Raw genomic sequence first — 24164 nt, 5'->3', positions numbered from 1 at the left:
ATTAATCAAAAATAGCATTATATATGATATATAATGTCAAAAAAAATTGTTAAAATTAAATTGATATGATATTCTGAATAAAAGATGAATTCAAAAAAATCGATTTATGGTTTGTGGATTCAAAAAGCATCAAAATCTAATAAGCAGTTCATAATTTGTTGTTCGTTTTATTTATTGGCAATTGGTAATTAAATTGTTATTTAGACGAGTAGGGGGAAGATTATGAAAAAGATTTTTAGCAGAAGAAAACGTTTAATCGTAATGGGAACTATCTTTGCTGTTATGGGGAGTTTGCTTAGTACTAATATAGTATGGGCAGCTCTAAATGATGCCGGAACAGGAACCGGTGTTGCATTTGGTACGGGTTCTAAAGCACCCGCTCCAAGCGCTATAGCTTTAGGATATGGAGCTAACACAATAGACGGAAAAGGTTCTATTATGGCTATTGGCACTAATGCTTCTGCTCAGAACGCATTTGCTACGGCAGTAGGTAGTAATTCTACTGCTTCCGGTAACCGGGCAATGGCATTAGGGCCTACGGCAACGGCAAGTGGTGAGAAAAGCATTGCTATGGGTTTTAAAGGTACAGCTTCAGCGAAGAATACTCTGGCGATTGGTGAATCTTCTGGTGCTAGTAATGAAAGAGCAATGGCGATTGGGACAGGTGCTCAAGCTAAGGGTGAGGATGCTGTATCTTACGGCTCGTCAGCAGAAGCAAGCGGTGCTCAAGCTGTTGCATTGGGGGTTTCTACAGAGGCGAACGAGCAAGGTATTGCTTTGGGGGCCGGCTCTAAAGCAATGACGAAACAATCTATTGCCGTTGGTGCTGTTTCAGTGATAAACGGGCAATACGGCATCGGAATGGGACGAAATACTAAAGTAATAGCAGGTGGTCAGAACTCAATTGCTATAGGCAATGAATCATATGTGGGCGCTCCGGATTCAACAACGCCAACAATCACGACACCACCGGAAAATCAGAATTATGATGTAGATTATACCATTAGCGAGCGATATGAAACTCCACCGGAAGGTGATACTGTGGCGGCAAATGCTAATGAAACCTATAAAAATTCAATAGCTTTAGGGTTTACCGCTAAATCTTTCGGATTCCAAACAACGGCTATTGGCTCCGGTTCGGAGGCTCATGATGCGAATACAATTGCCATGGGGATTTCTGCTGTGGCAAAAGGTAACTATTCTGTAGCCATCGGACAGCAAGCCCATACCGGTTTTGCCAACTCGGTGGCAATCGGTCACTACACTGAGGCGTATGGTGAAGAATCAACTGCTATAGGATATCACTCGCATATCAGTGGGGTGAATAACGTAGCATTGGGGAACTATGTGAGCTTACTAGGTGTTTCTGATTCTGTAGCGGTCGGTTCTCATACGCGCTCATTATTGAATAACTCGGTCGTATTAGGCAATGGCTCATTGGCTACACCAAGCACTGATTTTGATAAAGCCGCCTATCTGTCCGGTGAAGCGTTTGATAAAAAACAGGGTGTTGTATCAGTCGGTAATGTAGCTTACACGGCAACAATTAATGGTGAAACGGAGAGCTTTGAGGAAAATACGCGCCGAATTGTAAATGTAGCCGGAGGTTACGCCGATACGGATGCCGTTAACGTGAGACAGCTACGTACTTTGGCAGACCGCGTAGTAACTGTTTATTCCGGCGGCTCCGATGAGTCCGGTAGTTATGTTGCGGGTAGCACTATTAACAGTACCGGAACACTTAGTACGTTAGCCTTTGATTTTGGTGACGGCTTAAAAGCGGCCGAAGTAGGAGAAGAAGGGGATAAACGAGTTTTCGTAAGCGTTGACTCCGATTATATTCAAAATGTTCTTAATGCTGCCGGCGTAACGATTGCAGATGGCCCAACAGTTACTAAAGAATTAGTTGATATAAATGGCCAACAGATTCATAGTGTGGCCGATGGCACATCTGTAAATGATGCAGTAAATTTAGGCCAGTTGCGTGGTGTAGAATCGAAACTGGATAAGAAAATTGAAAAGACCGGGGCAATGAGTGCAGCGTTAGCGGCGCTTAACGGTACCTATGACTTAGATAATAAAAGCACGGCTATTACAGCCGGCTTAGGTTATTATAAAGGTGAATCTGCACTAGCACTCGGTGTGGCTCATCGTATTAATGATGATGTGCGTGTTAATGCCGGTTTATCCTTTAGCGGCAATAGTGATACAATGATTAATGCCGGTGTATCTTGGTCGGTAGGCAGTGGTGCCAGCACAAGCTCCAATATTCGTAAAGAAAACCAAGAATTGCGTGACCGCTTGGCTAATCAAGAAAGTCGTTTACAGGCTCAACAAGCCGAAATTAATGAATTGAAAGCTGCTATGCAAGCTGTTTTGAATAAGTAAGAGTTAAAATCCTTATATTTTTAAGTATTAATTCTTTTTAAGGCTAATGCTAAGTATTAAGTATAAGTATTAGATACTATATGCTATACGGTAAAGGCTAAATCTTAACCTGATGTTTCCTAGAGGAAACCAGGCAAGGCAAAAAAGCACTTCCAGTCCGTTTGGATTGGGAGTGCTTTTGCTTATTCCGTACCAAAGAATTTCTTCAACTCGTCTAAAAAACGTGTTACGGTCGGTGAGAAAAGTCTGTGTGACGGGGTTACGAGGTACCATTTATTCTCCAGGGTAGGCACGATAGGACGGTAGGTAAGGGTAGGATGATGCGGCGGTAATAGGCCGCTCAAGGTAACGGCATAGCCCAAGCCTTGATCGACGAGGAACAGCATATTGTTGATTAAATTATAGGTGGCCACAATGTTCAGATTGGAACGGCTGGTGCCAAAAAGTTCATAATCAACCGGATTGGCGAAGCCTTGGCGGGATAAAATCAGGGGCAACTCTTTCAGTTCTTCTTTTTGAAGCTGGGTCTTTTGAGTCAATGGATCGTCCTGGCGCATAAGGAGAACGCTTTTATCGCTGCGACCAATGTAAAAGTAGTCATAGCCTTCGCGGAAGTTAGGCTCTACCACGAGCCCTATGTCCAATAGACCTTTATCGAGTCGGTCCATAACAACGGTGTGGTCCCCGGAATATAGGTGCAGGTGAATTTGCGGATATATTTCTTGTAAGTTTTTAAAACACTGAGTGATGTCTTTCATGTGATGGGTTTCGCCACAACCAAAGTAGATATTGCCGTTTAAGAGCTCAGTGTCCTCTTTTAAAGCTCCTTCGGTTGCGGTCACTAAATCAACGATTTCCCGTGCTCGTTGCTGAAGGTAACGGCCTTCTTCGGTGAGTGTTATTTTACGTTTGCCGCGGATAAAGAGAACTTTACCCAGTTGATCTTCTAAGTCCTTCATCTGCTTGGATAAGGTGGACTGAGTAATATGGAGCGTTTCCGCCGCTTTACTGATAGTTTCTTCTTGAGCGATAGTTAAGAAGTATACTAATAATCGCGTTTCTATCATGAAAGGCTCCTTTCAGAGAAGTTTTTATACTTTTTTAAAAAGGTTCAATATATGAACCCTTATTTTACCATTCCTAAAAACGATAGTAAATAAGGACTAATAACTGTTAGTCATAAAAATGAGGATGGGTTACAATAAAGACACCCAAAGAAGGGCACTCAAGAAAAATTAAAAAAGTATGTAACGAATGTTGCCTATTAATAACAGTATTTAAAGGAGATGTTTAACTATGAGTAAATCATTGGTTGCGTATTTTAGCGTTACCGGCACGACTAAACAGGTGGCACATAATTTAGCCGAAGCGATTGGCGCAGATTTATATGAAATCAAACCGGAAGTTGCTTATACGGCGCCCGATTTGAATTGGACGAACAAACAGAGCCGTTCATCGGTAGAAATGGCGGATATGTCATCCCGTCCGGCTATTCAAAAGCCGTTACCTGATATGAAATACTCTGTTTTATATGTAGGCTTCCCTATTTGGTGGTATCGGGCACCATCAATTATTAATACATTCTTAGAAAGTTTTGATTTAACCGATGTGGTGGTTATTCCGTTTGCTACGTCCGGTGGCAGTGCTATGGGCAAAACCAATGAAGCTTTGAGTCCATCCTGTGTGGGTGCCGTATTAAAGGAAGGCCGTCGTTTTTCAGTCCAAACATCAAAAGATGAATTGAAACAATGGTCTAAATCTTTTAACTTAGGAAATTAAGTGGTCGGAACTTTTGATTTAGGTAATTAATTGGGAGAAAAGAGAGTACTTATGAAGCAATTATCACTGACATTATTGCATCGTCGAGAGCGAATGGCAAAACATTTGAAGCGCGTGAAGCGAATTGGTAAAACAGCAGTTTTGGGACTGCTTTGTATGAGTTTACAAGTAGGAGGAATGAGCGTAATGGCAGAAAATACAAAAGAATTATCCAATAAAGAAATGCAGTTAGTAACAATCAGTAAATATACGGCAACCGGCGATCAGGCAAAATTGAAAGACGCTGTTAATGAAGCGTTGGATAAAGGTCTGACAGTTAATGAAGTCAAGGACGCTATGGTACAGTTATATGCCTATACCGGTTTTCCAAGAAGCTTAAATGCCTTGAATGTATTGATGAATACCGTAAATGAACGTAATGCTAACGGCGTGGCGACGGAAGAAGGCAAGGCAGCTGCTAAAACTATTTTAGGGGCTGACGCTATGGCGGAAGGCACGAAGACGCAGACTGAATTGGTAGGCGGTGAAGTAAAAGGGGCACTCTTTGATTTTGCACCGGCGTCTGATCAGTATTTGAAGAGTCACTTGTTTGGCGATATTTTTGCTTCTGATGTGTTGAACTGGCGTGAACGTGAAATTGTTACGGTAGCGGCATTGGAAGCTCTTTCCGATGTGGATTCGCAATTAAATGCACATCGCGGCATTGCTAAGCATAATGGCGTGACTGATGCACAGCTTAAAGCAATTTCCAAGGCTGTTCATGATGAAAACAACGTATCACCGTTCCCGGCCGGTGCTTTTAATGAAGGCTATGCTCAATATTTCAGCGGTAAAAGCTGGTTGGCACCGCTAAATAGCGAAGAAGTGGGCATTCATAATGTAACCTTTGAACCTACCAGTCGTAACGATTGGCATGTTCATCATGGGGCCAGTCAGATTCTCGTCGTAGTGGGCGGTAAAGGTTGGTACCAAGAAGCCGGTAAACCGGCGCAAGCTTTAGCGGCCGGCGATGTGGTATATATTGCACCGGAAATCAAACACTGGCACGGTGCTACGGCAGACAGCTACTTCTCTCATTTAGCCATGACGGTACAAAAAGAAGGAGTATCGGTGACCTGGATGGAACCTGTTTCTGATGCGGAATATAAAGACCTTAAGTGGGAACACAAATAATATAAAGGCTTAGAATGTTAAAAATCCCGCTCCGGAATTTCGGAGCGGGGTTTGTTGTTTATTACGCAATTAATTGAATTTGATTTCTATATCTGGTTTTATACGAAACCAATCCAGTGCCAGTAAGTGGCTGCGTAAATGAGTAACATAATGTAGCCGATGATGGTAATCGGAATACCGGTTTTCATGAAGGTTTTTACTTCGTAGGTGCCGGAACTGTAGGATACCATGCCTTGAGGTGAGTTAACCGGCAAGATGAAACCGAAGCAGATGGAGAACTGCGCGATTACCGTAAGGCCGATTGGGTTAATGCCCGGCATGTTAACAGCCGTTACGATAGAGATTACAATTGGAATCATGGCCGAAGATAAAGCGGTGGCCGAAGCGAAACCTAAGTGAATCATAATCAAGAAGAGGGTAATCGTTGCCAAGAGTGCGAATATAGACAATGTTTCAAGGGCAAACATGTGAATGAACGCGTTGGCGAGCCACGTAGCGGCTTTTGTTTTCAGAAGTGCACTGCCAAGGCTGATGCCGGCGCCGAACATAACGATGGAACCCCAATCGATACGGCTTTGAGCATATTTCCAGTCGATAATACCGATACCCGGCATTAAGAATAAGGCAATCGCTACGATGGTTGTGGTGGTTGTATCATATTTGTGCAAATGACCGCCGGTAGCCCAGAAACCGAGCAAGATAACGGAAAGAGCCAGTAATTTCTTTTCGTTGAAGGTCATAAGACCGAGGTTCTGTAGATGTTGCTGTAATTCTTTTTGAGAACCTTCCAAATCATGTTCATCCGGCTTTAGGAGCCACATGGATAAGAAGTAGTAGATTACAATCATTACTAAGGAATAAGGGGCAGCTGCGAGCAACCAGTCAAGCCAAGATACAGTTGCGTTCAACTGCGAAGAAATAAAGCGACAGCAACCAAGTTCTGTGCGGCTGCAGTCTGTACCATGATGTTCCAGAGGGTATCCGCCTGGGTAGCGCCGATAACGAGAAGGGCGGCGAGCTTACTTTGACGATTGATGCCTAAGCTGTCCAAAATACCAAGGATAATCGGAATTAAGCAGGCGAGACGGGCTGTCGCACTCGGTACGAAGAAGGACAAGATAAAACCGGTGAAAATAACGCCAATGTAAATGTGACTCGTTTTAGTACCGATACGGGATAATACGTTTAGCGCAATACGTCGGTCAAGGCCGGTTTTGGTCATGGACACGGAAATGAACATGGCTGCTGCCACTAAAGCCCAAGCTGGTGTGGAATAACCGGAAATGGCGATTTTTAGCGCATTGCTGGTGCCGAGAATTTTGGTCGGTGCGTCGATATTAGGTGCCGTCCCCAATAAAACTGCTGTCAAAGCTGTTAACATGGTGGCGCTTACCGGATAGGATACGGCACTGCTAATCCAAAGCACGATGGCGAAGAACAAGATGCCAATCATGCGGTGTCCGGCCGTGGATAAGTCGCTTGGCGTCGGTAGCAATAAAATACCGATTAATACAGCAAAACTGAGAATAAGACCGATTAATTTACTTTTTGGATAACTCGAAGTTGGTGGTGTTGCCGCCGGAGTTGTCTGTGTACTCATGATTCATCATCTCCTTTTGGGAAGAGTTTATTCATATTAATAATAAACTCTGACGATAAATATTAATGAAGAAAAATAATAAAGTCGAAAATAATGCCAAATTACTCATAAAATAAGTGTCGCAAAACAAATCGGTCGGATGTTTTGCGAAGGATTTAGAGCAATTAAGAACTCTCTTTTTTCTGTTGTAAAACAACACGATACTCAATAAATACACATTGTGTTGTTACTATAAGATTTCGACAATACAGTGGGAATTCCTTCATCGAACTGTTTAAATTTAGTCGAAAATACACGAAATGTAAAAAACCTCCTATAACAGGAGGTTTTTTATTATAGTATTTTGTTAATGAAAGAGAATTGGCGAATTCATGCTGTTGGCAAATAAGTAGTTAATGATGGATTATAAACAATATGGCTAAATAATAGAGAATTCAAAGTTAATTGGCTATTATTAGTGGCTAATCTGTTGTTGATAACCCTTAATTGTTTTATTGGCCTGCATACTGCATATCTCATTATGAATACACGATTCGTCAAAAAATTATTGCTTATCGATGTTCATTCCTTTTAATAAGGCTTGTTCGGAATGCTCCATGTGGATGCGGGCAATTTCACGGGCTTGCGCCGGATTGCGATCGGCAATGGCTTCAACGAGCAGGCGATGCTCTTCCCAGGTTTTTACCAAACGCCCCGGTTGATTCATCGACATGGTACGGAAGCGCAAGGTTTGTTCGCGTAAATTGTGGATGATTTCCACGAGACGTTCGTTACGGGATGCTTTATAGAGTACTTCGTGGAAGTTAATGTCCGCTTCCACCACTTTGTCCATATTTTTTTCTTCCATAAAGGTACCGATTTCGACGAGCATGCGTTCTAAAAACTCAATCTCATCCGGTGTGATGCGTTCCGCCGCTAATTGGGCTGCCAATTCTTCAAGGGCGGAGCGGATTTCAAATACTTGTGTTACGTCTTTTAACGAAATGTCGGCTACATAGGTGCCGCGATGGGGAATCATAACAACAAAGCCTTCCAATTCCAACTTACGGATGGCTTCGCGCACCGGTGTACGGCTTACCCCTAATTCTTCGGCCAAAGGCACTTCCATTAATCGTTCGCCCGGTTTGAAAACACCGTCGCGAATGGCTTGACGCAAGGTTTCACATACAACTTCACGAAGCGGTTTGTAAGAGTTTAATACGATTGGTTGTAAACGTCCTAGATCTTTGTTCATTAGGCTAAAGCCTCCTTGCCGTGGGTTTTAGTAATTAAGGAAAGCCAATTGTGGCCGGCCGCTTTAATTTCCTCTTGCAACGTCAGTGCTTCGCGAGCCGCATCGAGATAAACGACCATGGTAGGACCGCTGCCGGTCATGATAGTGGTATAACCGCGGTCAGTGAAAAATTTCTTGCAACTTTCGAGTTCCGGATGAAGCGGGAAAATTAATTCTTCAAAGGTATTGCCGCTGACCTTCATAGCCTCTTTGATGTCGCCGTCGTTAATGGCTTTTTCAACGGCATCGATAGTTTGGCTGTTAAATTGCGATTCATTGTTAAAACGACTATAAGCCGCCGCGGTGGATATGGATAATTCCGGTTTTACCACGAGGAGCCAATGGGGTCTGCCGGTCGGCAAGTAGCTCAGTTCTTCGCCGCGTCCTTTACCACGCGCCGTGCCGCCCTTCATGAGGAACGGTACATCAGAACCGAGGCCGTTAGCGAGGGTCATGAGTTCGTCGTCGGTAAGGCGCAGGTCCCAGAATTTATTGAGCCCCAAGAGCATAGCGGCCGCATCGGAGCTGCCACCGCCAAGTCCCGCTGCAGGTGGTACGCGTTTTAATAAGTGGATGGCGCCGCCGGTAGTGCAACCCGTATAGGTTTGCACGGCCCGCAAAGCTTTCATGGCCAAGTTTGTTTCGTCATAGGCCATCATGTCGTTCATGTATTGAGGTAATTCCGGTGCGGAACCGGAGAAAACGACGGAATGATGTTTGGCAAAATAAATAGAATCACCCAAATAAATGGATTGGAAAATAGTATCGATATTGTGATACCCGTCATCGCGCTTATTGAGAATAGCTAAACCGATGTTAATTTTGCTGAAGCTAAGTTGCTCCATGGATATCCTCCTTTGTGTGATGAATGGATAGATTACTCGCTTTTATCGGTTAATTATCTAGTTGAAATTATAAGTTGGTTAGGTTAAGATGAACATAGATATATTATACCTTAATAGCTTCTATATTTAACTATAAATTATACGCTATTAACGGACAAATTTCAATTTTTCTAGGAGGAACTATGCAGTTCAAGTGGGGTCAAACCGTAAACGCCATAGTTATGACGACCATCGGTTCATTAATTTTTGCCATAGGGCTTGATGCTTTTATTGTACCACACAAGTTGGTATCCGGTAGCTTAAGCGGTGTCGCATTAATGCTTTATTATCTGACGGGAATTCAGGTCGGTACTTTGAATCTCTTGCTTAACTTACCGATACTCTGGGCTGCCTATCGCTGGCTGGGCCGTTTGCATTTGATGATTACCATCTTCGGAACGGCGGTAATTTCCCTCTTAATCAACGTCTTTGAATTTATGGCCGATTATCATATGACGCAGGATCCTTTGATTGGATCGTTGCTCGGTGGTATTTTATGCGGTCTCGGTCTTGGCATCGTGTATCGCTCCGGCGGTAATACGGGCGGCCTTGATCCGATTGCCATGATTATTCGCAAATATTACGGCCTTCAGATGGGCAGTATTATTTTTGGCATCAACTTTGTTATTTTAGTCGCAGCGGCTATAGTAATCAGTGTGGAAGCGGCGGCGATTACGTTGGTAAGCATTTATGTACAAGCTATGGTTACCAACAAAGTAGTAGTTGGTTTTAATCAGCGCAAAGCTATTTTTATTATTTCCACGTGTCCGTATAAAATCTGTGATGTTATTATTCACCAAATCGGTCGTGGCGCCACGATTTTAAACGGTGAAGGCGCTTACACGCATCAGCACAAACAGGTTATTTTGGTAGTTGTAGGCCTTATGCAGGTGGCAAAGTTGAAAGCGGCCGTGCAAAAAGAAGATCCGTCGGCCTTCATGATTTTATCCGATGCGGCGGAAGTTATCGGACAAGGTTTTACCATTCCGTTGGCTACGCCGGCTACGGTGAATGCCGCCATTGAGCGGTCCGTGCAGACCGGTGCTATGAGTGATGCGTTGCCGGAAGAACCGAGCGGAACAGGCGAACATAAAGCGTAAGTCCGCTATGGCAAAGGCCGGGCTGATACTTTGCAGAGGTTTAATATAGTTTTGATGTAGTTTTACTAGGAATTGAGAGATGAGTGAGTCAGATTTTTGACAACAGAGAATAGGGGGAGCAACATGGAAAAAGACTGGCGTACAACGATAAAGGTCATGATTTTGGTGACGTTCGGGACGATGCTGTTTTCCTTCGGGGTCAATTCGTTTATTGTACCTCATAAGCTCGTAAGTGGCGGTATCAGCGGCATTGCGTTGATGTTATATTACTTAACGGGTATTCAAATCGGTACATTGAACTTAATTTTAAATATTCCGATTTTGTATGCGGCCTATCGTTGGCTCGGTCATTGGCATTTAATGATTACCATCTTCGGTACGGTTGTTTCATCGTTCATGATTAATGCGTTTAGTTTTATGAACGTGTATCATTTGACGACGGACCCGTTGGTAGGCGCTATTTTAGGCGGGATTTTTACCGGTCTCGGCATGGGGACTATTTATCGGTCCGGCGGTAATGCGGGCGGCCTTGATCCCATTGCGTTGATTATTCGTAAGTATTACGGGCTACAAATGGGGAGTGTATCACTGGGTATCAACTGTGTGATTCTCTTTGTGGCCAGCTTCATAATCAGTGTGGAAGCGGCGGCCATTACGTTGGTATGCATTTATATTGCGGCCATGATTACGAACCGTGTAGTAGTCGGCTTCAGTCAGCGTAAAGCGGTATTTATTATTTCCTATAAACCATACAAGATTTGTGATTTGATTTTGTATCAATTCGGTCGCGGGGCTACGATTCTAAATGGTGAAGGGGCCTACACACATCAGCATAAGCAAGTGATTCTGGTTGTAGTCAGTCTCATGCAGGTGGCGAAGTTGAAAGAAGCGGTGCAAAAAGAAGACCCCACGGCGTTCCTCATGGTTACCGATGTGGCTGAAGTTATTGGCCGCGGTTTTTCCATTAAATCTTCAGCAGCCACGCAACAAGCCATTGAGCGTGTTCGGGCTCAGGTTGAAATGAATGATTAAATGAGTTTGGCGATACATGAAAGTTAAACGTTTATATTTTAGTAGATAGTCGTTCCTGATTTTAAGGAATTTTACAGTATATTCAATACAATTGGAGGCTGCACTATGGCACATGAATTAGCAGGTAAATTGGTTCGTCCGGAAGATTTGATTAACTTAGAGGCGGTAATTGAAGCCTATTATAACCAAAAACCGGATTATGACAAACCGGAACAGCGCATTTCTTTCGGTACATCCGGTCATCGCGGTAAATCGTTAGCGGGCAGTTTTAATGAGCTTCATGTGGCAGCCATTGCACAGGCTATTTGTGACGGGCGTAAGGAGTTTGGTGCCACCGGCGTTTGCTTCGTCGGGCATGATACGCATGCGTTGTCGGAACCGGCGTTGGAAACGGTTCTCGAAGTACTGGCTGCCAATGGTGTAGTGGCGGCGGTAGACGGTGAAAATGGCTTTGTACCGACTCCGAGTGTTTCGCGTGCCATCATTCGTTACAATGAAATTATTGATAAACAAGAGAAAATTGCCTTTGTGCCGGACTTTTTAAAAGAAAAAGTAGGTCACGGCAAAGCGGACGGCATCATCATTACACCGTCCCATAATCCGCCGGACCAGGGCGGCATCAAATACAATCCGATTAACGGCGGCCCCGCTGATACGACGGTGACGAAGTGGATTGAAAATAAGGCTAATGAATATTTGCAAAACGGCGGTGAAGGTATTCGTCGGGTGGCCATCGATGAAATTGATTCGGCGTTGCAATGGGAATATGATTACAAAGGTCTTTATGTTAAAGAGTTGGCTGATGTGATTAACATGGATGCCATTCGTAAAGCAAAACCTAAAGTGCTCATCAATGCTCTCGGCGGCAGCGGCATGGAATATTGGGAAGCCATCAGCGAAGAGTATGGCCTTGATTTAGATATTATTAACAATGAGTACGACCCGACGTTTAGCTTTATGCCTTATGACCATGATGGGGTTGTGCGTATGGATTGCTCCTCCGAATATGCCATGGCGGATGTGATTGCCAAAATCGGTGATTATGATTTGGCCGTGGGAAATGATCCTGACTACGATCGTTACGGTATTGTTACGCAAGATGGCCTTATGGCACCAAATCACTTCTTGGTGGCAGCCGGCGCGTATCTGTTCTTGAATCGCAGTTGGCAGGGTAAAGGTTTTGGGAAAACCGCCGTTGTGACTCAGATGGTGGATAAATTCTGTAGCGATAACGGCATTAAAGTGTATGAAGTGCCGGTAGGCTTTAAGTATTTTTCTTCGCTGTTATTTGACGGCACCATCGGTATCGGCGGCGAAGAAAGTGCCGGTGCTTCGTTCCTCAAAAAAGATGGTACGGTTTGGACCACGGATAAAGACGGTATCATTATGGGCCTCTTGGCCATGGAAATGTTTGCCGTTACCAATGGCCTGACGCCGGATGTTCTCTATACATTCCTTACGAAACGTTACGGCGATCCCGTGTTTGAACGCATTGATGCTCCTTGCAGTAAGGCTGCGAAGGAACGGTTGAGTCAATTACAATCGAGTGATGTGACGGCTACGGAGCTTGCCGGTGAAGCGATTGAAGATATTCGCACTACCTCGCTGTATGGTGACTATGCTATCGGCGGATTGCGCATTACGACGGCCAATAGCTTTTTGGTAGCCCGCCCGTCCGGCACGGAAGACTTGTATAAGGTGTATGCAGAAACATTCCAAGGTGATGAGGCGTTGGCACAACTTTTGAAAGCCGGTCAGGAATTGGTTGATGAAGTAACGTCCCGCTAGCAGTCTATATGGTATTGCGCCACGAATTGTGGTATAATATAACATCATTGAAATTAGAGAGTACTGATAATGTAGGTATAAGGGAAAGGTGAATCGCATGAAAGTAGTTGTAACCGTAGTAGGGGTAGACCGAGTAGGTATTATTGCGCGTGTAGCTACCGTATTGGCTGAGAACGATGTAAATATTGTATCGATTAACCAGACGATTTTAGACGGTATGTTTAACATGATTATGATGTGTGAAGCTAAGGATCAGACAGCTTTACCTAAAGTGCAGGCAGCTTTGAAAGCTGAAGGGGAAGCTTTGGGCGTTCAGATTCAGGCGCAACATGCGGATATCTTCCTCAGCATGCATCGTATAGGGTAGGTGATGATATGTTAAGTATTGAAAATATCCTCGAAACCAACCAGATGATTCATGACAATAAATTGGATGTTCGTACCATTACGATGGGCATCAGTTTATTGGGGTGTACAGCCGTAGACGGCAATACCCTTTGTGATCGTATTTATGATCATATTACTAAAGAAGCGGAACACTTGGTAGCCACCGGTGAAGCCATTGAGCGCGAATACGGTGTGCCGATTATTAATAAGCGCGTATCTGTTACGCCGATTTCACTTGTGGCGGCGGGTAGTGATTTAATCAATTATGTGCCCGTAGCCAAAGCCTTGGATAAAGCAGCCAAAGCTGTGGGTGTTAACTTTATCGGCGGTTTTTCTGCCTTGGTAAGTAAAGGTTATACCGATGGCGACCGTCGTTTAATTGCGTCCATTCCGGAAGCCTTGGCGACGACTGATTTAGTATGCAGTTCTGTAGGTATCGGTTCCACTAAAGCGGGCATCAATATGGATGCCGTAGCAGAAATGGGTCGTATTGTTAAACAAACAGCCGAACTTACAGCGGACCGTGATGCTTTCGGTTGTGCTAAGCTTGTTATTTTTTGTAATCCTGTTGAAGACAACCCGTTTATGGCCGGTGCCTTCCATGGTGTTACGGAAGGCAATACGACGATTAGCGTCGGTGTCAGCGGACCGGGCGTTGTTAAGCATGCCTTAGAAGCAGTACGGGGACGACCTTTTGACGAAGTGGCGGAAACGATTAAACGTACGGCTTTCAAGATTACGCGCGTAGGTCAATTGGTGGCTCAGGAAGCGTCGCGGCGTTTGGGTAAGCAGTTCGGGATTATCGATTTATCCTTGGCGCCTACGCCTGCTGTAGGTGATTCGGTAGCGCATGTTTTGGAAGAAATGGGCATTACCTCTTGTGGGGCTCATGGCACCACGGCGGCATTAGCTTTGTTGAATGATGCGGTTAAAAAAGGCGGGCTCATGGCATCGTCTCATGTAGGCGGTCTCAGCGGTGCGTTTATCCCTGTAAGTGAAGATAAAGGCATGATTGATGCCGTATCCGTAGGCAGTTTAAGTTTAGAAAAATTAGAAGCCATGACCTGTGTGTGCTCTGTAGGGCTTGATATGATCGCCGTACCGGGGGACACATCGGCAGCTACTATTTCGGCAATTATTGCCGATGAAGCGGCTATTGGCATGATTAATAATAAAACAACAGCTGTTCGTTTGATTCCGGTTCCGGGTAAAACTGTGGGCGAAATGGTTGAATTCGGCGGCTTATTGGGCTATTGCCCAATCATTGAAGTAAGTCCGTTTGGGGCGGAAGAGTTTATCCAGCGCGGTGGACGAATTCCGGCACCTGTACGCAGTCTTACGAACTAAGAACGAGCACGAGGAGGTGCGGTAATGACGGTGTACGTGTGGGCATTCGTGGTGGCGTTGGTCATCTCGTTTGCGATTACACCGCTGATTAAAAGGTTGGCGATTAACATTGGGGCTATGGATAAGCCGGATGCGCGTAAGGTGCATCACGGTTCCATTCCTCGCTTAGGTGGCTTGGCCATCTTTATAGGCTATATTGTTTCGGTCCTCTATACCGTAAAAGATTTGCAGGCCGTAATGGGACTCTTATTGGGTTCCGTTGTGCTTGTGGGTGTCGGTATTTGGGACGATGTGAAGCAAATTGGTCCAAAAACAAAATTAACAGGTCAAATTTTAGCGGCGGTTGTAGTCGTGGCCTTTGGTAACCAGGTTGAATTTATTACCAATCCTTGGGGTCATGTGTTCTACTTGGGCTTTTTGTCGATACCGCTTACCATCTTTTGGATTGTAGGCTTTACGAATATTGTAAACCTTATAGATGGTCTTGACGGTTTGGCAGCCGGCATTTCATTGATTTCAAGCCTGACTATTTTCACAATTTTGTGGCAAATGGGCCAGGTTGACTTAGCGTGCGTTGCGTTGGCTTTGGCCGGTGCGGCGCTCGGTTTCTTGCGTTACAATTTCAACCCTGCAAAAATCTTCATGGGTGATACGGGCAGTATGTTATTGGGCTATACAATGGCCACAATTTCCGTTATGGGTGCCGTAAAAACGGCCGCCACCATTTCGTTGGTAGTACCGGTAATTGTATTAGGCCTGCCTATTTTAGACACTACCTTTGCCATCATTCGTCGTAAGATTAACGGCCGACCGGTATTTAAACCGGATAAAGGCCATATGCATCATCGCCTGTTGGCACTCGGCTTGTCGCAAAAACAAGCTGTATTGTTGATGTATGCCGTTACGGCGTTGTTGGGCTATGTAGCTATTTTGTTGGCAAAAGTAAATATATTGGTCGGCATTATTATAGTGTTGGCTATTTTGTGTGTTTGCGTGTTTATTGCAACTAAATTGGGGATGATTGCGAAAGATGAAGTCATTGCCGAGGAAAATAGAGCAGCAAATAGACATTAATATAGGTGCGCTTGTACGCTTGTACAAGCGCCTTCGTAGCATGCAGGGTATGTAGGCTGGCTAATCATGGGAGGTATTATTACATGTTGAAAGTGATGACAATTTTTGGGACCCGTCCCGAAGCGATTAAGATGGCGCCGGTAGTTAAGGCTTTACAAGCTGCTCCGGATATGGAAGCGATTGTGACGGTAACGGCACAGCATCGTGAAATGCTCGATCAGGTTTTGGATTTATTTGCGATTACGCCGGACTATGATTTGAACATCATGAGTCAGGGCCAAACTTTATATGATGTGACAACCAGAGCCTTAGAAGGGCTAAAGGATGTGTTAAAAGAAGCAAAACCTGATGTAGTACTCGTTCATGGTGATACGACAACTACTTTTGCCGGCGCGTTAGCCGCTTTTTATCAGGAAATTCCGGTAGGCCATGTAGAAGCCGGCCTCAGAACGGGTAATATTTACTCACCGTTCCCTGAAGAAATGAACCGCAAATTGACCGGGTCTTTGGCAACCTATCACTTTGCGCCGACTTCCAGTGCGGAAAAGAACTTGATGAAAGAAAATATCGGTTCGGCTCATTTATATGTGACCGGCAATACCGTTATTGATGCCCTTCAGACTACGGTTAAAGATAACTACCAATTTGAAGAAGATTTGCTTAATAATTTAGATTATAAAAATCGTCGTATTGTGCTCGTAACGACCCATCGTCGTGAAAACCTCGGTGAACCGATGCGTCATGTATATCAAGCCATTCACCGCTTGGTCGATGAATTTGATGATATTGAAGTCGTATTCCCGGTACATAAAAATCCGAAAGTTCGTAAAATTGTTAAAGAAGTATTGGGTGATGTAGAACGCGTTCACTTAATCGATCCGCTCGAATATGAACCGTTTGCCAATTTAATGGCTCGTTCTTACTTATTGATGACCGATTCCGGCGGGATTCAAGAAGAAGCACCGGCTTTGGGTAAACCGGTATTGGTACTTCGCAATACGACGGAACGTCCGGAAGCGGTAACGGCCGGTACGGTACGCCTGGTAGGGACTGATGAAAATACGGTCTATGATACAGCCCATCGATTATTGGCGGATAAAGATGCTTATGATGTGATGGCCAACTCCGTAAATCCGTATGGTGACGGTGTTGCGTCCAATCGTATTGTTGAAGCACTGCGCTTTGAATTTTTGCATAGCGGTAAAAAACCGAGCCGTTTCGGTTATTAATTTATAGTATTTAGGTAGTAAATAGCTGATGTTATTAACGCCCTCAGTTATATATATCAGCTAATGTATCTACCGCTCGTAAGGCCGTTTTTTTACTAAAAACTTTGAAAAAACGGCCCTTGTATTCGTAAAAAGTATACACAACATTCTTAAATATAATAAAAAGATTAGTGATGAATTATAATTAAAAACGAAAAAAGAATCGATGAACAGCTTGAAACTTATATTGTTTTAAAAATTGAATTCATTAATAATTTTTATAATAAGAAAATTGGATAAAAGTATACTTGTTATAGGTATATTGGCTAAACGTATGACAAAATGTTATAATTTAGTGAAAGTTGAATTTTGTTATAATAAAGAAGTTAGAGATTAGTAGTATTCATAGTTTCCCCGTTTTAACCATCACAAAGAAGGTGATTCCAATGAAGCGACTCGATCCAACCACACTAAAAGCACTGAATGTGGCCTTATCGGCAGGTTTCTCCCTGTTGGTCAGCATTCTGGGCTGTCTGGCTATAGGCCGTGGCTTAGACTATCTGTTTGATGCGTCACCATGGTTTACGCTGATAGGAGGGCTAGTAGGAGGATTAGGAGGCCTGTACTCCTTGTATCTTCGGGTTGTGTCGTGAGGGGGCTTAATCGTGGAGGTATTCTTGGATTTTGTAAAACGTATGACTTGTTACCTTATCGTGGTAACCGTAGCATCTACATTATTATTAGAAGTCTTTGATTACGAGAGATACATTTTAGGCTGGGTTTGGGGTTGTGCTATTAATTTATTATATTTATTGATTTTAGGTTTATGGGTTTATAAACTTCGCCATAAAGAACTACGTACTATTGAAAAAGCGACTAAGCTGGGTACTTTAATTCGTATTACGCTGGTCGCCATCGGCACCTTGCTGGCCGTTTATTTATTTGAGAATTTTCCGTTTGTACCATATATGTTGGGCTTGATGCTATGGCGTCCGTTGACGATATACGAACGCATCCGGTATAACCAAGCGGATAGTCCCAATGTGATTTAATGTGTATTAATCAAAATTTCGATAGAGTAATGGGGTAGCAATATAGGCGAAAGGAGGTGAACCTTATGGAATTACATACCGGGACTCATGACGTCGTTCACATGTGGGGCATGGCTTTTAATATGGATACTATCTATATGACTTGGGTAGTGTTTGCTATTATTATAGTCGTTGCCTTTTTTGCTACACGGCAGGTCAATATGGTTCCATCAGGCGTACAAAATGTAGTTGAGTTTATTTTAGAAGCTATTGGAAGTCAGTTAAAAGGTCCTTTAGGTAAACACTTTAGTAAGGTAAGTTCGCTACTATTTACTTTCTTTGTTTTTATCTTAGTAAGTAATGAATTGGGGCTGATACCGAGTCCCCATATTTTGACATCGCCTACTAACGATTTAAATACGACCTTAGGTCTGGCCTTGGCCAGCTCAGTGAGTATTTGGGTTATTGGGGCAAAGATGAAAGGACCGTCTTATTTTAAGCATTTCTTTCAGCCCTTTGCCGTATTTGTTATCTTCCACATCATGGAAGAAATCTCTAAGCCGGTGACGCTCAGCTTTCGTCTATTCGGCAACATTGTAGCAGGTGAAATTGTATTAGAGTTGTTAAACGGTTTGGCACCGTATTTGACACCGATTATTTGGCTCGTATTCAGCTTATTTGTCGGCGTTATTCAGGCCTTCGTTTTTACAATTCTCGTGACGTCATACTTGGGTATGGCAATCAACAATGAGGAACATTAATCACCACGGTATTACCAACCATTATTTTGAGTATCTCAGGTTGTATTCGTAACATTTTCTAGGAGGATTTTATTATGGAAAAAGCAATTTTGTTGTCAGTAAGTGTATTCAGTGCTTGTTTAGTGGCAGGTTTGGCAGCGATCGCAGCAGCTTTTGGTGATGCATTGGCAGTTCATAAAGCATTTGAAGGTATGACTCGTCAGCCTGAAATGGCCGGTAAGATTATGACTAATTTATTTATTTCCATCGGTTTGATCGAATCTATTCCTATCATTGCTACCGTTATCGCCATCGTACTTGTATTTACTGATGTTATCGTTGGTAAATTATAATTCGGTTCTTTATTAAATTGAACAGACATAAGAAGGCAAGTTATAATTCCAAGTTTAAGAGGGGGTTACGCCGTTGGTAGAAATAAACGGTACATTGCTGGTTCAATTTATCAATTTCTTTATTTTAGTTGCTATTTTAGCAAAATTTGCGTTTAAACCTTTAGTCGGTGTGATGGAAGCCCGTCGCAAGAAGATTGAAGGCGATTTGGCGAATGCACAGGCTACTTTGGATTCTGCGGAAGCTACCAAAAAAGAGTATGAAGCACAATTAGCCAATGCTCGTAAAGAAGCTCAAGCGATTGTTGAAAAGGCAGCCCAATTGGCTGAACGGAATACGCAGGCTCAAATTAAGGAATTAAAAGAACAGCTAGTACGTGAAAAAGAAGAAGCTCGTAACGAAATTGCCCGTGAACAAGCAAAAACTATGGAAAAAATGCGTGAAGATATGATTTCACTTTCTATGGCCATTGCCGGCAAAATTGTTGCTAAGAATATGGATAGTCAAGCCAATGTGGACCTTGTTAAAGAAGCCATTGAAAAGCTTGACAGTAAAGCATTAGGGTGATTGGTATGAGCGTAGACATTGTAACAGATAAATACAGTACCGCTATCTTTGAATTGGCGCAGGAACAGCAAATTCTGGAACAAATGGAAACGGATCTTTCCTACGTAAAAGAAGTTATGGATACGCAGTCTGAATTAGGCACCTTATTGTTGTACCCGGCCCTCGATGCAGAGGCAAAATGCAATGTTTTGGCCAAAATATTCGGTGAAGCCATTAATACGATGGCACTTAACACCTTATTTGTTATGGTCAAACGCGGACGCATACGGTATATTCAGTCTGCCATTGCTGAGTTTATTAACAAAGCACGGGAAGCACGTGGCATTTTCTCCGCCACTGTTACAGTGAGTGAAGCAATGCCGGACGAGATTTATACGCAGTTGGCCGATAAATTAAAAGCGATTACGGGTAAGCAATATATTTTTACAATCAAAGTGGACCCAACCATTCTGGGCGGCTTTATTATCCAAATTGGTGATACGCGTATTGATGCAAGTTTGATGCGTCGTATGGAGGATTTAAAGAAATATTTGCTTAAGTCCGATACAACAGAGATTGGGGTGAATGGTTAAGTATGAAAATGAAGCCTGAAGAAATTACTGCCATAATTAAACAGCAGATTCAGGACTATGATGTGGAACTTAACGTTGATGATGTGGGTACCGTACTCGAAGTAGGTGACGGTATTGCGCATATTTACGGTCTTGAAAAGGCCATGGCAGGTGAATTGTTAGAATTACCTCATGGTGTTTATGGGATGGTACAGAACCTCGAATTAGATAACGTAGGGGCTGTATTGTTAGGTAATGATTTCCTTATTAAAGAAGGGGACCAGGTACGCCGTACAGGTCGTATCATGCAGGTTCCTGTAGGTGAACAACTTATCGGTCGTGTAGTTAATGCCTTGGGTCAGCCGATTGACGGCAAGGGATCCATTACGGCAGAAGATCATCGACCAATTGAATACCCGGCACCGGGCATTGCGGATCGTAAATCCGTATTTGAACCGTTGCAAACCGGTTTGAAAGCAATCGACGCCATGGTACCTATCGGTCGTGGCCAGCGTGAACTTATTATCGGTGACCGCGGTACCGGTAAATCGGCGATTGCCATCGATACCATTTTGAATCAAAAAGGTCAGGATGTAATCTGTATTTATGTGGCTATCGGTCAGAAAGAATCTACCGTAGCTCGTGTAGTACAGAAATTACAGGAAGCCGGCGCTATGGATTACACTATCGTAGTATCGGCCGGTGCCTCTGAAGGCGCTCCTATGCAGTATATTGCTCCGTATGCGGGTGTTGCCATGGGTGAACATTTCATGTACCAGGGCAAACATGTACTTTGTGTATATGATGATTTATCCAAACAGGCAGCGGCTTATCGTGCCATGAGTTTGTTACTTCGTCGTCCACCGGGACGTGAAGCATATCCAGGGGACGTATTTTATTTACACTCTCGTTTGTTAGAACGAGCTGCTAAATTATCTGATGAATTGGGCGGCGGTTCCATTACGGCCTTGCCGATTATTGAAACGCAAGCCGGTGACGTATCCGCTTATATTCCTACGAACGTAATTTCCATTACGGATGGTCAGATTTTCCTTGGCACCGATATGTTCTACTCCGGGATTCGTCCGGCTGTTGACGTAGGTTTGTCTGTATCCCGTGTAGGCGGTAGCGCCCAGATTAAAGCGATGAAACAAGTTGCCGGTAAATTGCGTCTCGATTTGGCGCAATATCGTGAGTTGGCAGCCTTTGCTCAGTTCGGCTCCGACCTTGATAAATCGACCAAAGCACAGCTTGATCGCGGCGAACGTTTGACAGAAATGTTAAAACAGCCTCAGTACTCACCTCTTAAAGTTGAAGAACAGGTAGTTTGTCTATATGCCGGCATTAACGGTTACTTTGCCTCTATTGAAGTAGCCGATGTTCCTGCATTCCAGAATGAATTATTGCGTTATGTTCACAGCAACTACAGTGAAATTTTAACGAATATTCAAACATCCAGAATCTTAGACAAAGATACGGAAGAACTTTTGATAAAAGCGATTAATGAATGCATTGAATCCTTTGGTACTTCCCATCACTTGATTACTTCTGAGGAGGCGTAGGCGATGAGCAGTGCACAGGATTTACGTAAGCGCATTAAAAGTGTTACGAATACGCAGCAGATTACGAAGGCCATGAAAATGGTAGCGTCTGCTCGATTGCGCCGTGCACAGGCCAAAGCAAAATCTACGGAACCATATGCAGAAAAGTTAGGTCAAATCCTCACAAATGTATCTGCTACATTAGAACCTGAGGTGTTGGCGTCCTATCCGTTAACCGCGGTACGCGAGGTTTCGCGAACCTTATATATTCTGATTGGCGCCGACAAAGGCTTAGCTGGTGCTTATACCAGTAATTTGATTAAATATTTTGCACAGGAAACTCGTGAAAAAGCACCTGATACGTATGAGACGATTACGGTTGGTCGTAAGCCGACTGATTACTTGAAGTATCATCAGTATCCGGTAACGAATTCTCATGTAGGTTTTTCCGACAAACCGGAATACAGCCATGCTAAACAAATTGTAGATGAAGCATCTAAGTTGTTTTTAGAAGGCGAAGTTGACGAAGTTATCTTGATTTATACTCATTTCGTAAACTCTTTAACGCAGAACGTGACCAGCGTGAAATTATTGCCGGTTGTCACGGAGCCGCATCATGAAGGGGAGCTTAATGAGCTATATATTTATGAACCTTCCGAAAAAACTATTTATGACCAATTGTTGCCTAAATATTTGGAAATTACTGTGTATAACGCTTTATTGCAAGCTTCCGCCAGTGAGCTTGGCGCTCGCATGACGGCTATGACTTCTGCAACAGATAATGCAGGGGATTTAATCAGCTCACTTAATTTGGAATACAATAAATTACGACAAGCCGGCATTACCAATGAAATTTCTGAAATTGTCGGTGGTGCTAATGCCTTGCAATAGGTATAACTACAAAGGAGGAGAGACCTCTTAAATGAGTAATAATATCGGTAAAGTTGTACAGGTTATCGGACCGGTAGTCGACGTTCTCTTTACGGCGGGAGAGCTTCCGGCTATTTACAACGCAATTCATATTAAAAAAACAAGCGAATCCGGCAAAGACGAAGTGATTGTGGTTGAAGTAATGCAACACTTAGGTGATGACACCGTGCGTGCCGTTGCCATGAGTTCTACGGATGGCCTGACTCGCGGTATGGAAGCGGTGGACACAGGAGCCCCTATTTCCGTGCCGGTTGGTGATGGCGTGCTTGGCCGTATCTTTAACGTACTTGGTGAAACGGTTGACCATGATGATACGCCGGTAAAGGCGTCTGAAATGTGGCCGATTCATCGTCCGGCCCCTAAATTTGATGATTTAGCTCCGGAAACCACCATTTTAGAAACAGGTATTAAGGTCGTTGACCTTATTGCGCCGTATGTAAAAGGTGGTAAAATCGGTTTATTCGGCGGTGCCGGTGTAGGTAAAACCGTATTAATCATGGAATTAATCCATAATATCGCAACGGAACATGGCGGTTACTCCGTATTCTCCGGTGTAGGTGAACGTACTCGTGAAGGTAATGACCTTTGGAACGAAATGAAGGAATCCGGCGTTATTTCCAAAACAGCATTGGTTTACGGCCAGATGAATGAACCACCGGGAGCGCGTATGCGTGTAGGCTTAACGGGCCTCACCATGGCTGAATATTTCCGTGACGTACAGAAACAGGACGTACTCTTATTCATCGATAACATTTTCCGTTTCATTCAGGCCGGCTCGGAAGTATCCGCGTTGCTCGGTCGTATGCCGTCGGCCGTAGGTTACCAACCAACCTTGGCCAATGACGTAGGGGCCCTTCAGGAACGTATTACCTCCACTAAAGAAGGTTCCATCACGTCCGTACAGGCCGTATACGTACCTGCCGATGACTTGACTGACCCGGCTCCGGCTGCTACGTTTGCGCATTTGGATGCGACCACCGTATTGTCCCGTTCCATCGCTGAAATCGGGATTTATCCGGCTGTGGATCCGCTCGACTCCACCAGCCGTATCTTGGATCCGTTAGTTTTGGGTGAAGAACATTATAAAATTGCCCGCGGCGTACAGGAAGTATTGCAGAAATATAAAGATTTACAAGATATTATCGCAATCCTCGGTATGGAAGAATTGTCGGAAGAAGATAAATTGACCGTTGCCCGTGCCCGTAAAATTCAACGTTTCCTCAGCCAGCCATTCTTCGTAGCCGAAGTATTTACCGGTTCGCCAGGTAAGTATGTACCGCTTAAAGAAACTTTGCGCGGCTTCAAAGAAATCTTGGAAGGTAAACATGATGATTTACCGGAAAATGCATTCTACATGGTAGGCACCATTGATGAAGCCATTGCTAAAGGAAAGGAATTGACGGAGAAGGGGGAATAGTTC

22 protein-coding genes and 1 pseudogene are annotated in these 24164 nt (G+C 43.7%); 19 read left to right on the top strand and 4 right to left on the bottom strand.

Annotated elements, in window-relative coordinates; genetic code table 11:
• Positions 1 to 222: 222 nt before the first annotated feature.
• Positions 223 to 2388, top strand: a complete 2166-nt coding sequence (locus tag QZL64_RS08855) for a YadA-like family protein (protein ID WP_021841639.1) — start codon at positions 223 to 225, stop codon at positions 2386 to 2388.
• Positions 2389 to 2570: 182 nt separating this feature from the next.
• Here QZL64_RS08855 and QZL64_RS08850 read toward each other — a convergent pair whose 3' ends face one another.
• A complete protein-coding gene (locus QZL64_RS08850) occupies positions 2571 to 3455 on the bottom strand; it encodes a LysR family transcriptional regulator (protein WP_021841638.1) in 885 nt (294 codons plus the stop codon).
• Between the two features lie 229 nt (positions 3456 to 3684).
• Here QZL64_RS08850 and QZL64_RS08845 point away from each other — a divergent pair, with 229 nt between their 5' ends.
• Positions 3685 to 4167, top strand: a complete 483-nt coding sequence (locus QZL64_RS08845; protein WP_021841637.1) for a flavodoxin — start codon at positions 3685 to 3687, stop codon at positions 4165 to 4167.
• Positions 4168 to 4218: 51 nt separating this feature from the next.
• The gene (locus tag QZL64_RS08840) at positions 4219 to 5340 is read left to right on the top strand and encodes a carboxymuconolactone decarboxylase family protein (RefSeq protein WP_021841636.1); all 1122 of its coding nucleotides are present in this window, start codon (positions 4219 to 4221) and stop codon (positions 5338 to 5340) included.
• 98 nt (positions 5341 to 5438) lie between these two features.
• Here QZL64_RS08840 and QZL64_RS08835 read toward each other — a convergent pair.
• The 3 genes and pseudogenes from QZL64_RS08835 to ispE form a co-directional block, all read right to left on the bottom strand.
• Positions 5439 to 6940, bottom strand: a pseudogene (locus QZL64_RS08835) (DASS family sodium-coupled anion symporter).
• 544 nt (positions 6941 to 7484) lie between these two features.
• Positions 7485 to 8174 (bottom strand): GntR family transcriptional regulator, encoded by a 690-nt coding sequence (locus QZL64_RS08830; RefSeq protein ID WP_021841633.1) that lies wholly within the window; start codon positions 8172 to 8174, stop codon positions 7485 to 7487.
• On the bottom strand, positions 8174 to 9058 hold the full coding sequence (gene ispE / locus QZL64_RS08825) for a 4-(cytidine 5'-diphospho)-2-C-methyl-D-erythritol kinase (RefSeq protein ID WP_021841632.1): 885 nt from the start codon (positions 9056 to 9058) through the stop codon (positions 8174 to 8176). Before ispE ends, QZL64_RS08830 begins: the two co-directional genes overlap by 1 nt.
• A gap of 182 nt (positions 9059 to 9240) precedes the next feature.
• On the opposite strand from ispE, the gene QZL64_RS08820 reads away from it, so the two are divergent.
• From QZL64_RS08820 to atpD, 16 genes are all read left to right on the top strand, one after another.
• On the top strand, positions 9241 to 10197 hold the full coding sequence (locus QZL64_RS08820; RefSeq protein WP_021841631.1) for a YitT family protein: 957 nt from the start codon (positions 9241 to 9243) through the stop codon (positions 10195 to 10197).
• 123 nt (positions 10198 to 10320) lie between these two features.
• Positions 10321 to 11229: a YitT family protein gene (locus QZL64_RS08815; RefSeq protein WP_021841630.1), complete on the top strand. Its 909-nt coding sequence runs from the start codon at positions 10321 to 10323 to the stop codon at positions 11227 to 11229.
• A gap of 105 nt (positions 11230 to 11334) precedes the next feature.
• Positions 11335 to 13017, top strand: coding sequence for a phosphoglucomutase (locus QZL64_RS08810; RefSeq protein WP_021841629.1), 1683 nt, complete (start codon positions 11335 to 11337; stop codon positions 13015 to 13017).
• Positions 13018 to 13114: 97 nt separating this feature from the next.
• On the top strand, positions 13115 to 13384 hold the full coding sequence (locus QZL64_RS08805) for an ACT domain-containing protein (RefSeq protein ID WP_021841628.1): 270 nt from the start codon (positions 13115 to 13117) through the stop codon (positions 13382 to 13384).
• 8 nt (positions 13385 to 13392) lie between these two features.
• The gene (locus QZL64_RS08800) at positions 13393 to 14751 is read left to right on the top strand and encodes a PFL family protein (RefSeq protein WP_021841627.1); all 1359 of its coding nucleotides are present in this window, start codon (positions 13393 to 13395) and stop codon (positions 14749 to 14751) included.
• A 24-nt stretch (positions 14752 to 14775) separates the two neighbouring features.
• The gene (locus tag QZL64_RS08795; protein WP_021841626.1) at positions 14776 to 15825 is read left to right on the top strand and encodes a glycosyltransferase family 4 protein; all 1050 of its coding nucleotides are present in this window, start codon (positions 14776 to 14778) and stop codon (positions 15823 to 15825) included.
• 83 nt (positions 15826 to 15908) lie between these two features.
• Positions 15909 to 17054 carry a non-hydrolyzing UDP-N-acetylglucosamine 2-epimerase gene (wecB, locus tag QZL64_RS08790; protein WP_021841625.1) on the top strand — a complete coding sequence of 382 codons (1146 nt, stop codon included), beginning with the start codon at positions 15909 to 15911 and terminating at the stop codon, positions 17052 to 17054.
• A gap of 425 nt (positions 17055 to 17479) precedes the next feature.
• On the top strand, positions 17480 to 17686 hold the full coding sequence (locus QZL64_RS14565; protein WP_021841624.1) for an AtpZ/AtpI family protein: 207 nt from the start codon (positions 17480 to 17482) through the stop codon (positions 17684 to 17686).
• 24 nt (positions 17687 to 17710) lie between these two features.
• Complete coding sequence (locus QZL64_RS08785; RefSeq protein WP_247240049.1) at positions 17711 to 18085, top strand: ATP synthase subunit I; 375 nt, start codon at positions 17711 to 17713, stop codon at positions 18083 to 18085.
• 65 nt (positions 18086 to 18150) lie between these two features.
• Positions 18151 to 18825 carry a F0F1 ATP synthase subunit A gene (gene atpB, locus QZL64_RS08780; protein WP_021841622.1) on the top strand — a complete coding sequence of 225 codons (675 nt, stop codon included), beginning with the start codon at positions 18151 to 18153 and terminating at the stop codon, positions 18823 to 18825.
• A 74-nt stretch (positions 18826 to 18899) separates the two neighbouring features.
• Positions 18900 to 19157, top strand: a complete 258-nt coding sequence (atpE, locus tag QZL64_RS08775; RefSeq protein WP_021841621.1) for a F0F1 ATP synthase subunit C — start codon at positions 18900 to 18902, stop codon at positions 19155 to 19157.
• A gap of 73 nt (positions 19158 to 19230) precedes the next feature.
• Complete coding sequence (atpF, locus tag QZL64_RS08770) at positions 19231 to 19722, top strand: F0F1 ATP synthase subunit B (RefSeq protein WP_021841620.1); 492 nt, start codon at positions 19231 to 19233, stop codon at positions 19720 to 19722.
• Positions 19723 to 19727: 5 nt separating this feature from the next.
• The gene (atpH, locus tag QZL64_RS08765; RefSeq protein ID WP_021841619.1) at positions 19728 to 20294 is read left to right on the top strand and encodes an ATP synthase F1 subunit delta; all 567 of its coding nucleotides are present in this window, start codon (positions 19728 to 19730) and stop codon (positions 20292 to 20294) included.
• Between the two features lie 2 nt (positions 20295 to 20296).
• Positions 20297 to 21835, top strand: a complete 1539-nt coding sequence (gene atpA, locus QZL64_RS08760) for a F0F1 ATP synthase subunit alpha (protein ID WP_021841618.1) — start codon at positions 20297 to 20299, stop codon at positions 21833 to 21835.
• A 3-nt stretch (positions 21836 to 21838) separates the two neighbouring features.
• Positions 21839 to 22705 carry an ATP synthase F1 subunit gamma gene (gene atpG / locus QZL64_RS08755; RefSeq protein WP_021841617.1) on the top strand — a complete coding sequence of 289 codons (867 nt, stop codon included), beginning with the start codon at positions 21839 to 21841 and terminating at the stop codon, positions 22703 to 22705.
• Positions 22706 to 22736: 31 nt separating this feature from the next.
• Positions 22737 to 24161, top strand: a complete 1425-nt coding sequence (gene atpD / locus QZL64_RS08750; protein ID WP_021841616.1) for a F0F1 ATP synthase subunit beta — start codon at positions 22737 to 22739, stop codon at positions 24159 to 24161.
• Positions 24162 to 24164: the final 3 nt, after the last annotated feature.

It is taken from the genome of Veillonella sp. CAG:933 (genome assembly GCF_000431435.1).
Taxonomy (GTDB): domain Bacteria; phylum Bacillota; class Negativicutes; order Veillonellales; family Veillonellaceae; genus Veillonella_A.
This window is presented reverse-complemented; position numbering and strand designations above follow the sequence as displayed.

Bases quoted from the DNA above. Each gene is read 5' to 3' on its own strand.
- QZL64_RS08855 (WP_021841639.1), top strand. From the start codon at position 223: ATGAAAAAGATTTTTAGCAGAAGAAAACGTTTAATCGTAATGGGAACT.
- QZL64_RS08850 (WP_021841638.1), bottom strand. From the start codon at position 3,455: ATGATAGAAACGCGATTATTAGTATACTTCTTAACTATCGCTCAAGAA.
- QZL64_RS08845 (WP_021841637.1), top strand. From the start codon at position 3,685: ATGAGTAAATCATTGGTTGCGTATTTTAGCGTTACCGGCACGACTAAA.
- QZL64_RS08840 (WP_021841636.1), top strand. From the start codon at position 4,219: ATGAAGCAATTATCACTGACATTATTGCATCGTCGAGAGCGAATGGCA.
- QZL64_RS08830 (WP_021841633.1), bottom strand. From the start codon at position 8,174: ATGAACAAAGATCTAGGACGTTTACAACCAATCGTATTAAACTCTTAC.
- ispE (WP_021841632.1), bottom strand. From the start codon at position 9,058: ATGGAGCAACTTAGCTTCAGCAAAATTAACATCGGTTTAGCTATTCTC.
- QZL64_RS08820 (WP_021841631.1), top strand. From the start codon at position 9,241: ATGCAGTTCAAGTGGGGTCAAACCGTAAACGCCATAGTTATGACGACC.
- QZL64_RS08815 (WP_021841630.1), top strand. From the start codon at position 10,321: ATGGAAAAAGACTGGCGTACAACGATAAAGGTCATGATTTTGGTGACG.
- QZL64_RS08810 (WP_021841629.1), top strand. From the start codon at position 11,335: ATGGCACATGAATTAGCAGGTAAATTGGTTCGTCCGGAAGATTTGATT.
- QZL64_RS08805 (WP_021841628.1), top strand. From the start codon at position 13,115: ATGAAAGTAGTTGTAACCGTAGTAGGGGTAGACCGAGTAGGTATTATT.
- QZL64_RS08800 (WP_021841627.1), top strand. From the start codon at position 13,393: ATGTTAAGTATTGAAAATATCCTCGAAACCAACCAGATGATTCATGAC.
- QZL64_RS08795 (WP_021841626.1), top strand. From the start codon at position 14,776: ATGACGGTGTACGTGTGGGCATTCGTGGTGGCGTTGGTCATCTCGTTT.
- wecB (WP_021841625.1), top strand. From the start codon at position 15,909: ATGTTGAAAGTGATGACAATTTTTGGGACCCGTCCCGAAGCGATTAAG.
- QZL64_RS14565 (WP_021841624.1), top strand. From the start codon at position 17,480: ATGAAGCGACTCGATCCAACCACACTAAAAGCACTGAATGTGGCCTTA.
- atpB (WP_021841622.1), top strand. From the start codon at position 18,151: ATGGAATTACATACCGGGACTCATGACGTCGTTCACATGTGGGGCATG.
- atpE (WP_021841621.1), top strand. From the start codon at position 18,900: ATGGAAAAAGCAATTTTGTTGTCAGTAAGTGTATTCAGTGCTTGTTTA.
- atpH (WP_021841619.1), top strand. From the start codon at position 19,728: ATGAGCGTAGACATTGTAACAGATAAATACAGTACCGCTATCTTTGAA.
- atpA (WP_021841618.1), top strand. From the start codon at position 20,297: ATGAAAATGAAGCCTGAAGAAATTACTGCCATAATTAAACAGCAGATT.
- atpG (WP_021841617.1), top strand. From the start codon at position 21,839: ATGAGCAGTGCACAGGATTTACGTAAGCGCATTAAAAGTGTTACGAAT.
- atpD (WP_021841616.1), top strand. From the start codon at position 22,737: ATGAGTAATAATATCGGTAAAGTTGTACAGGTTATCGGACCGGTAGTC.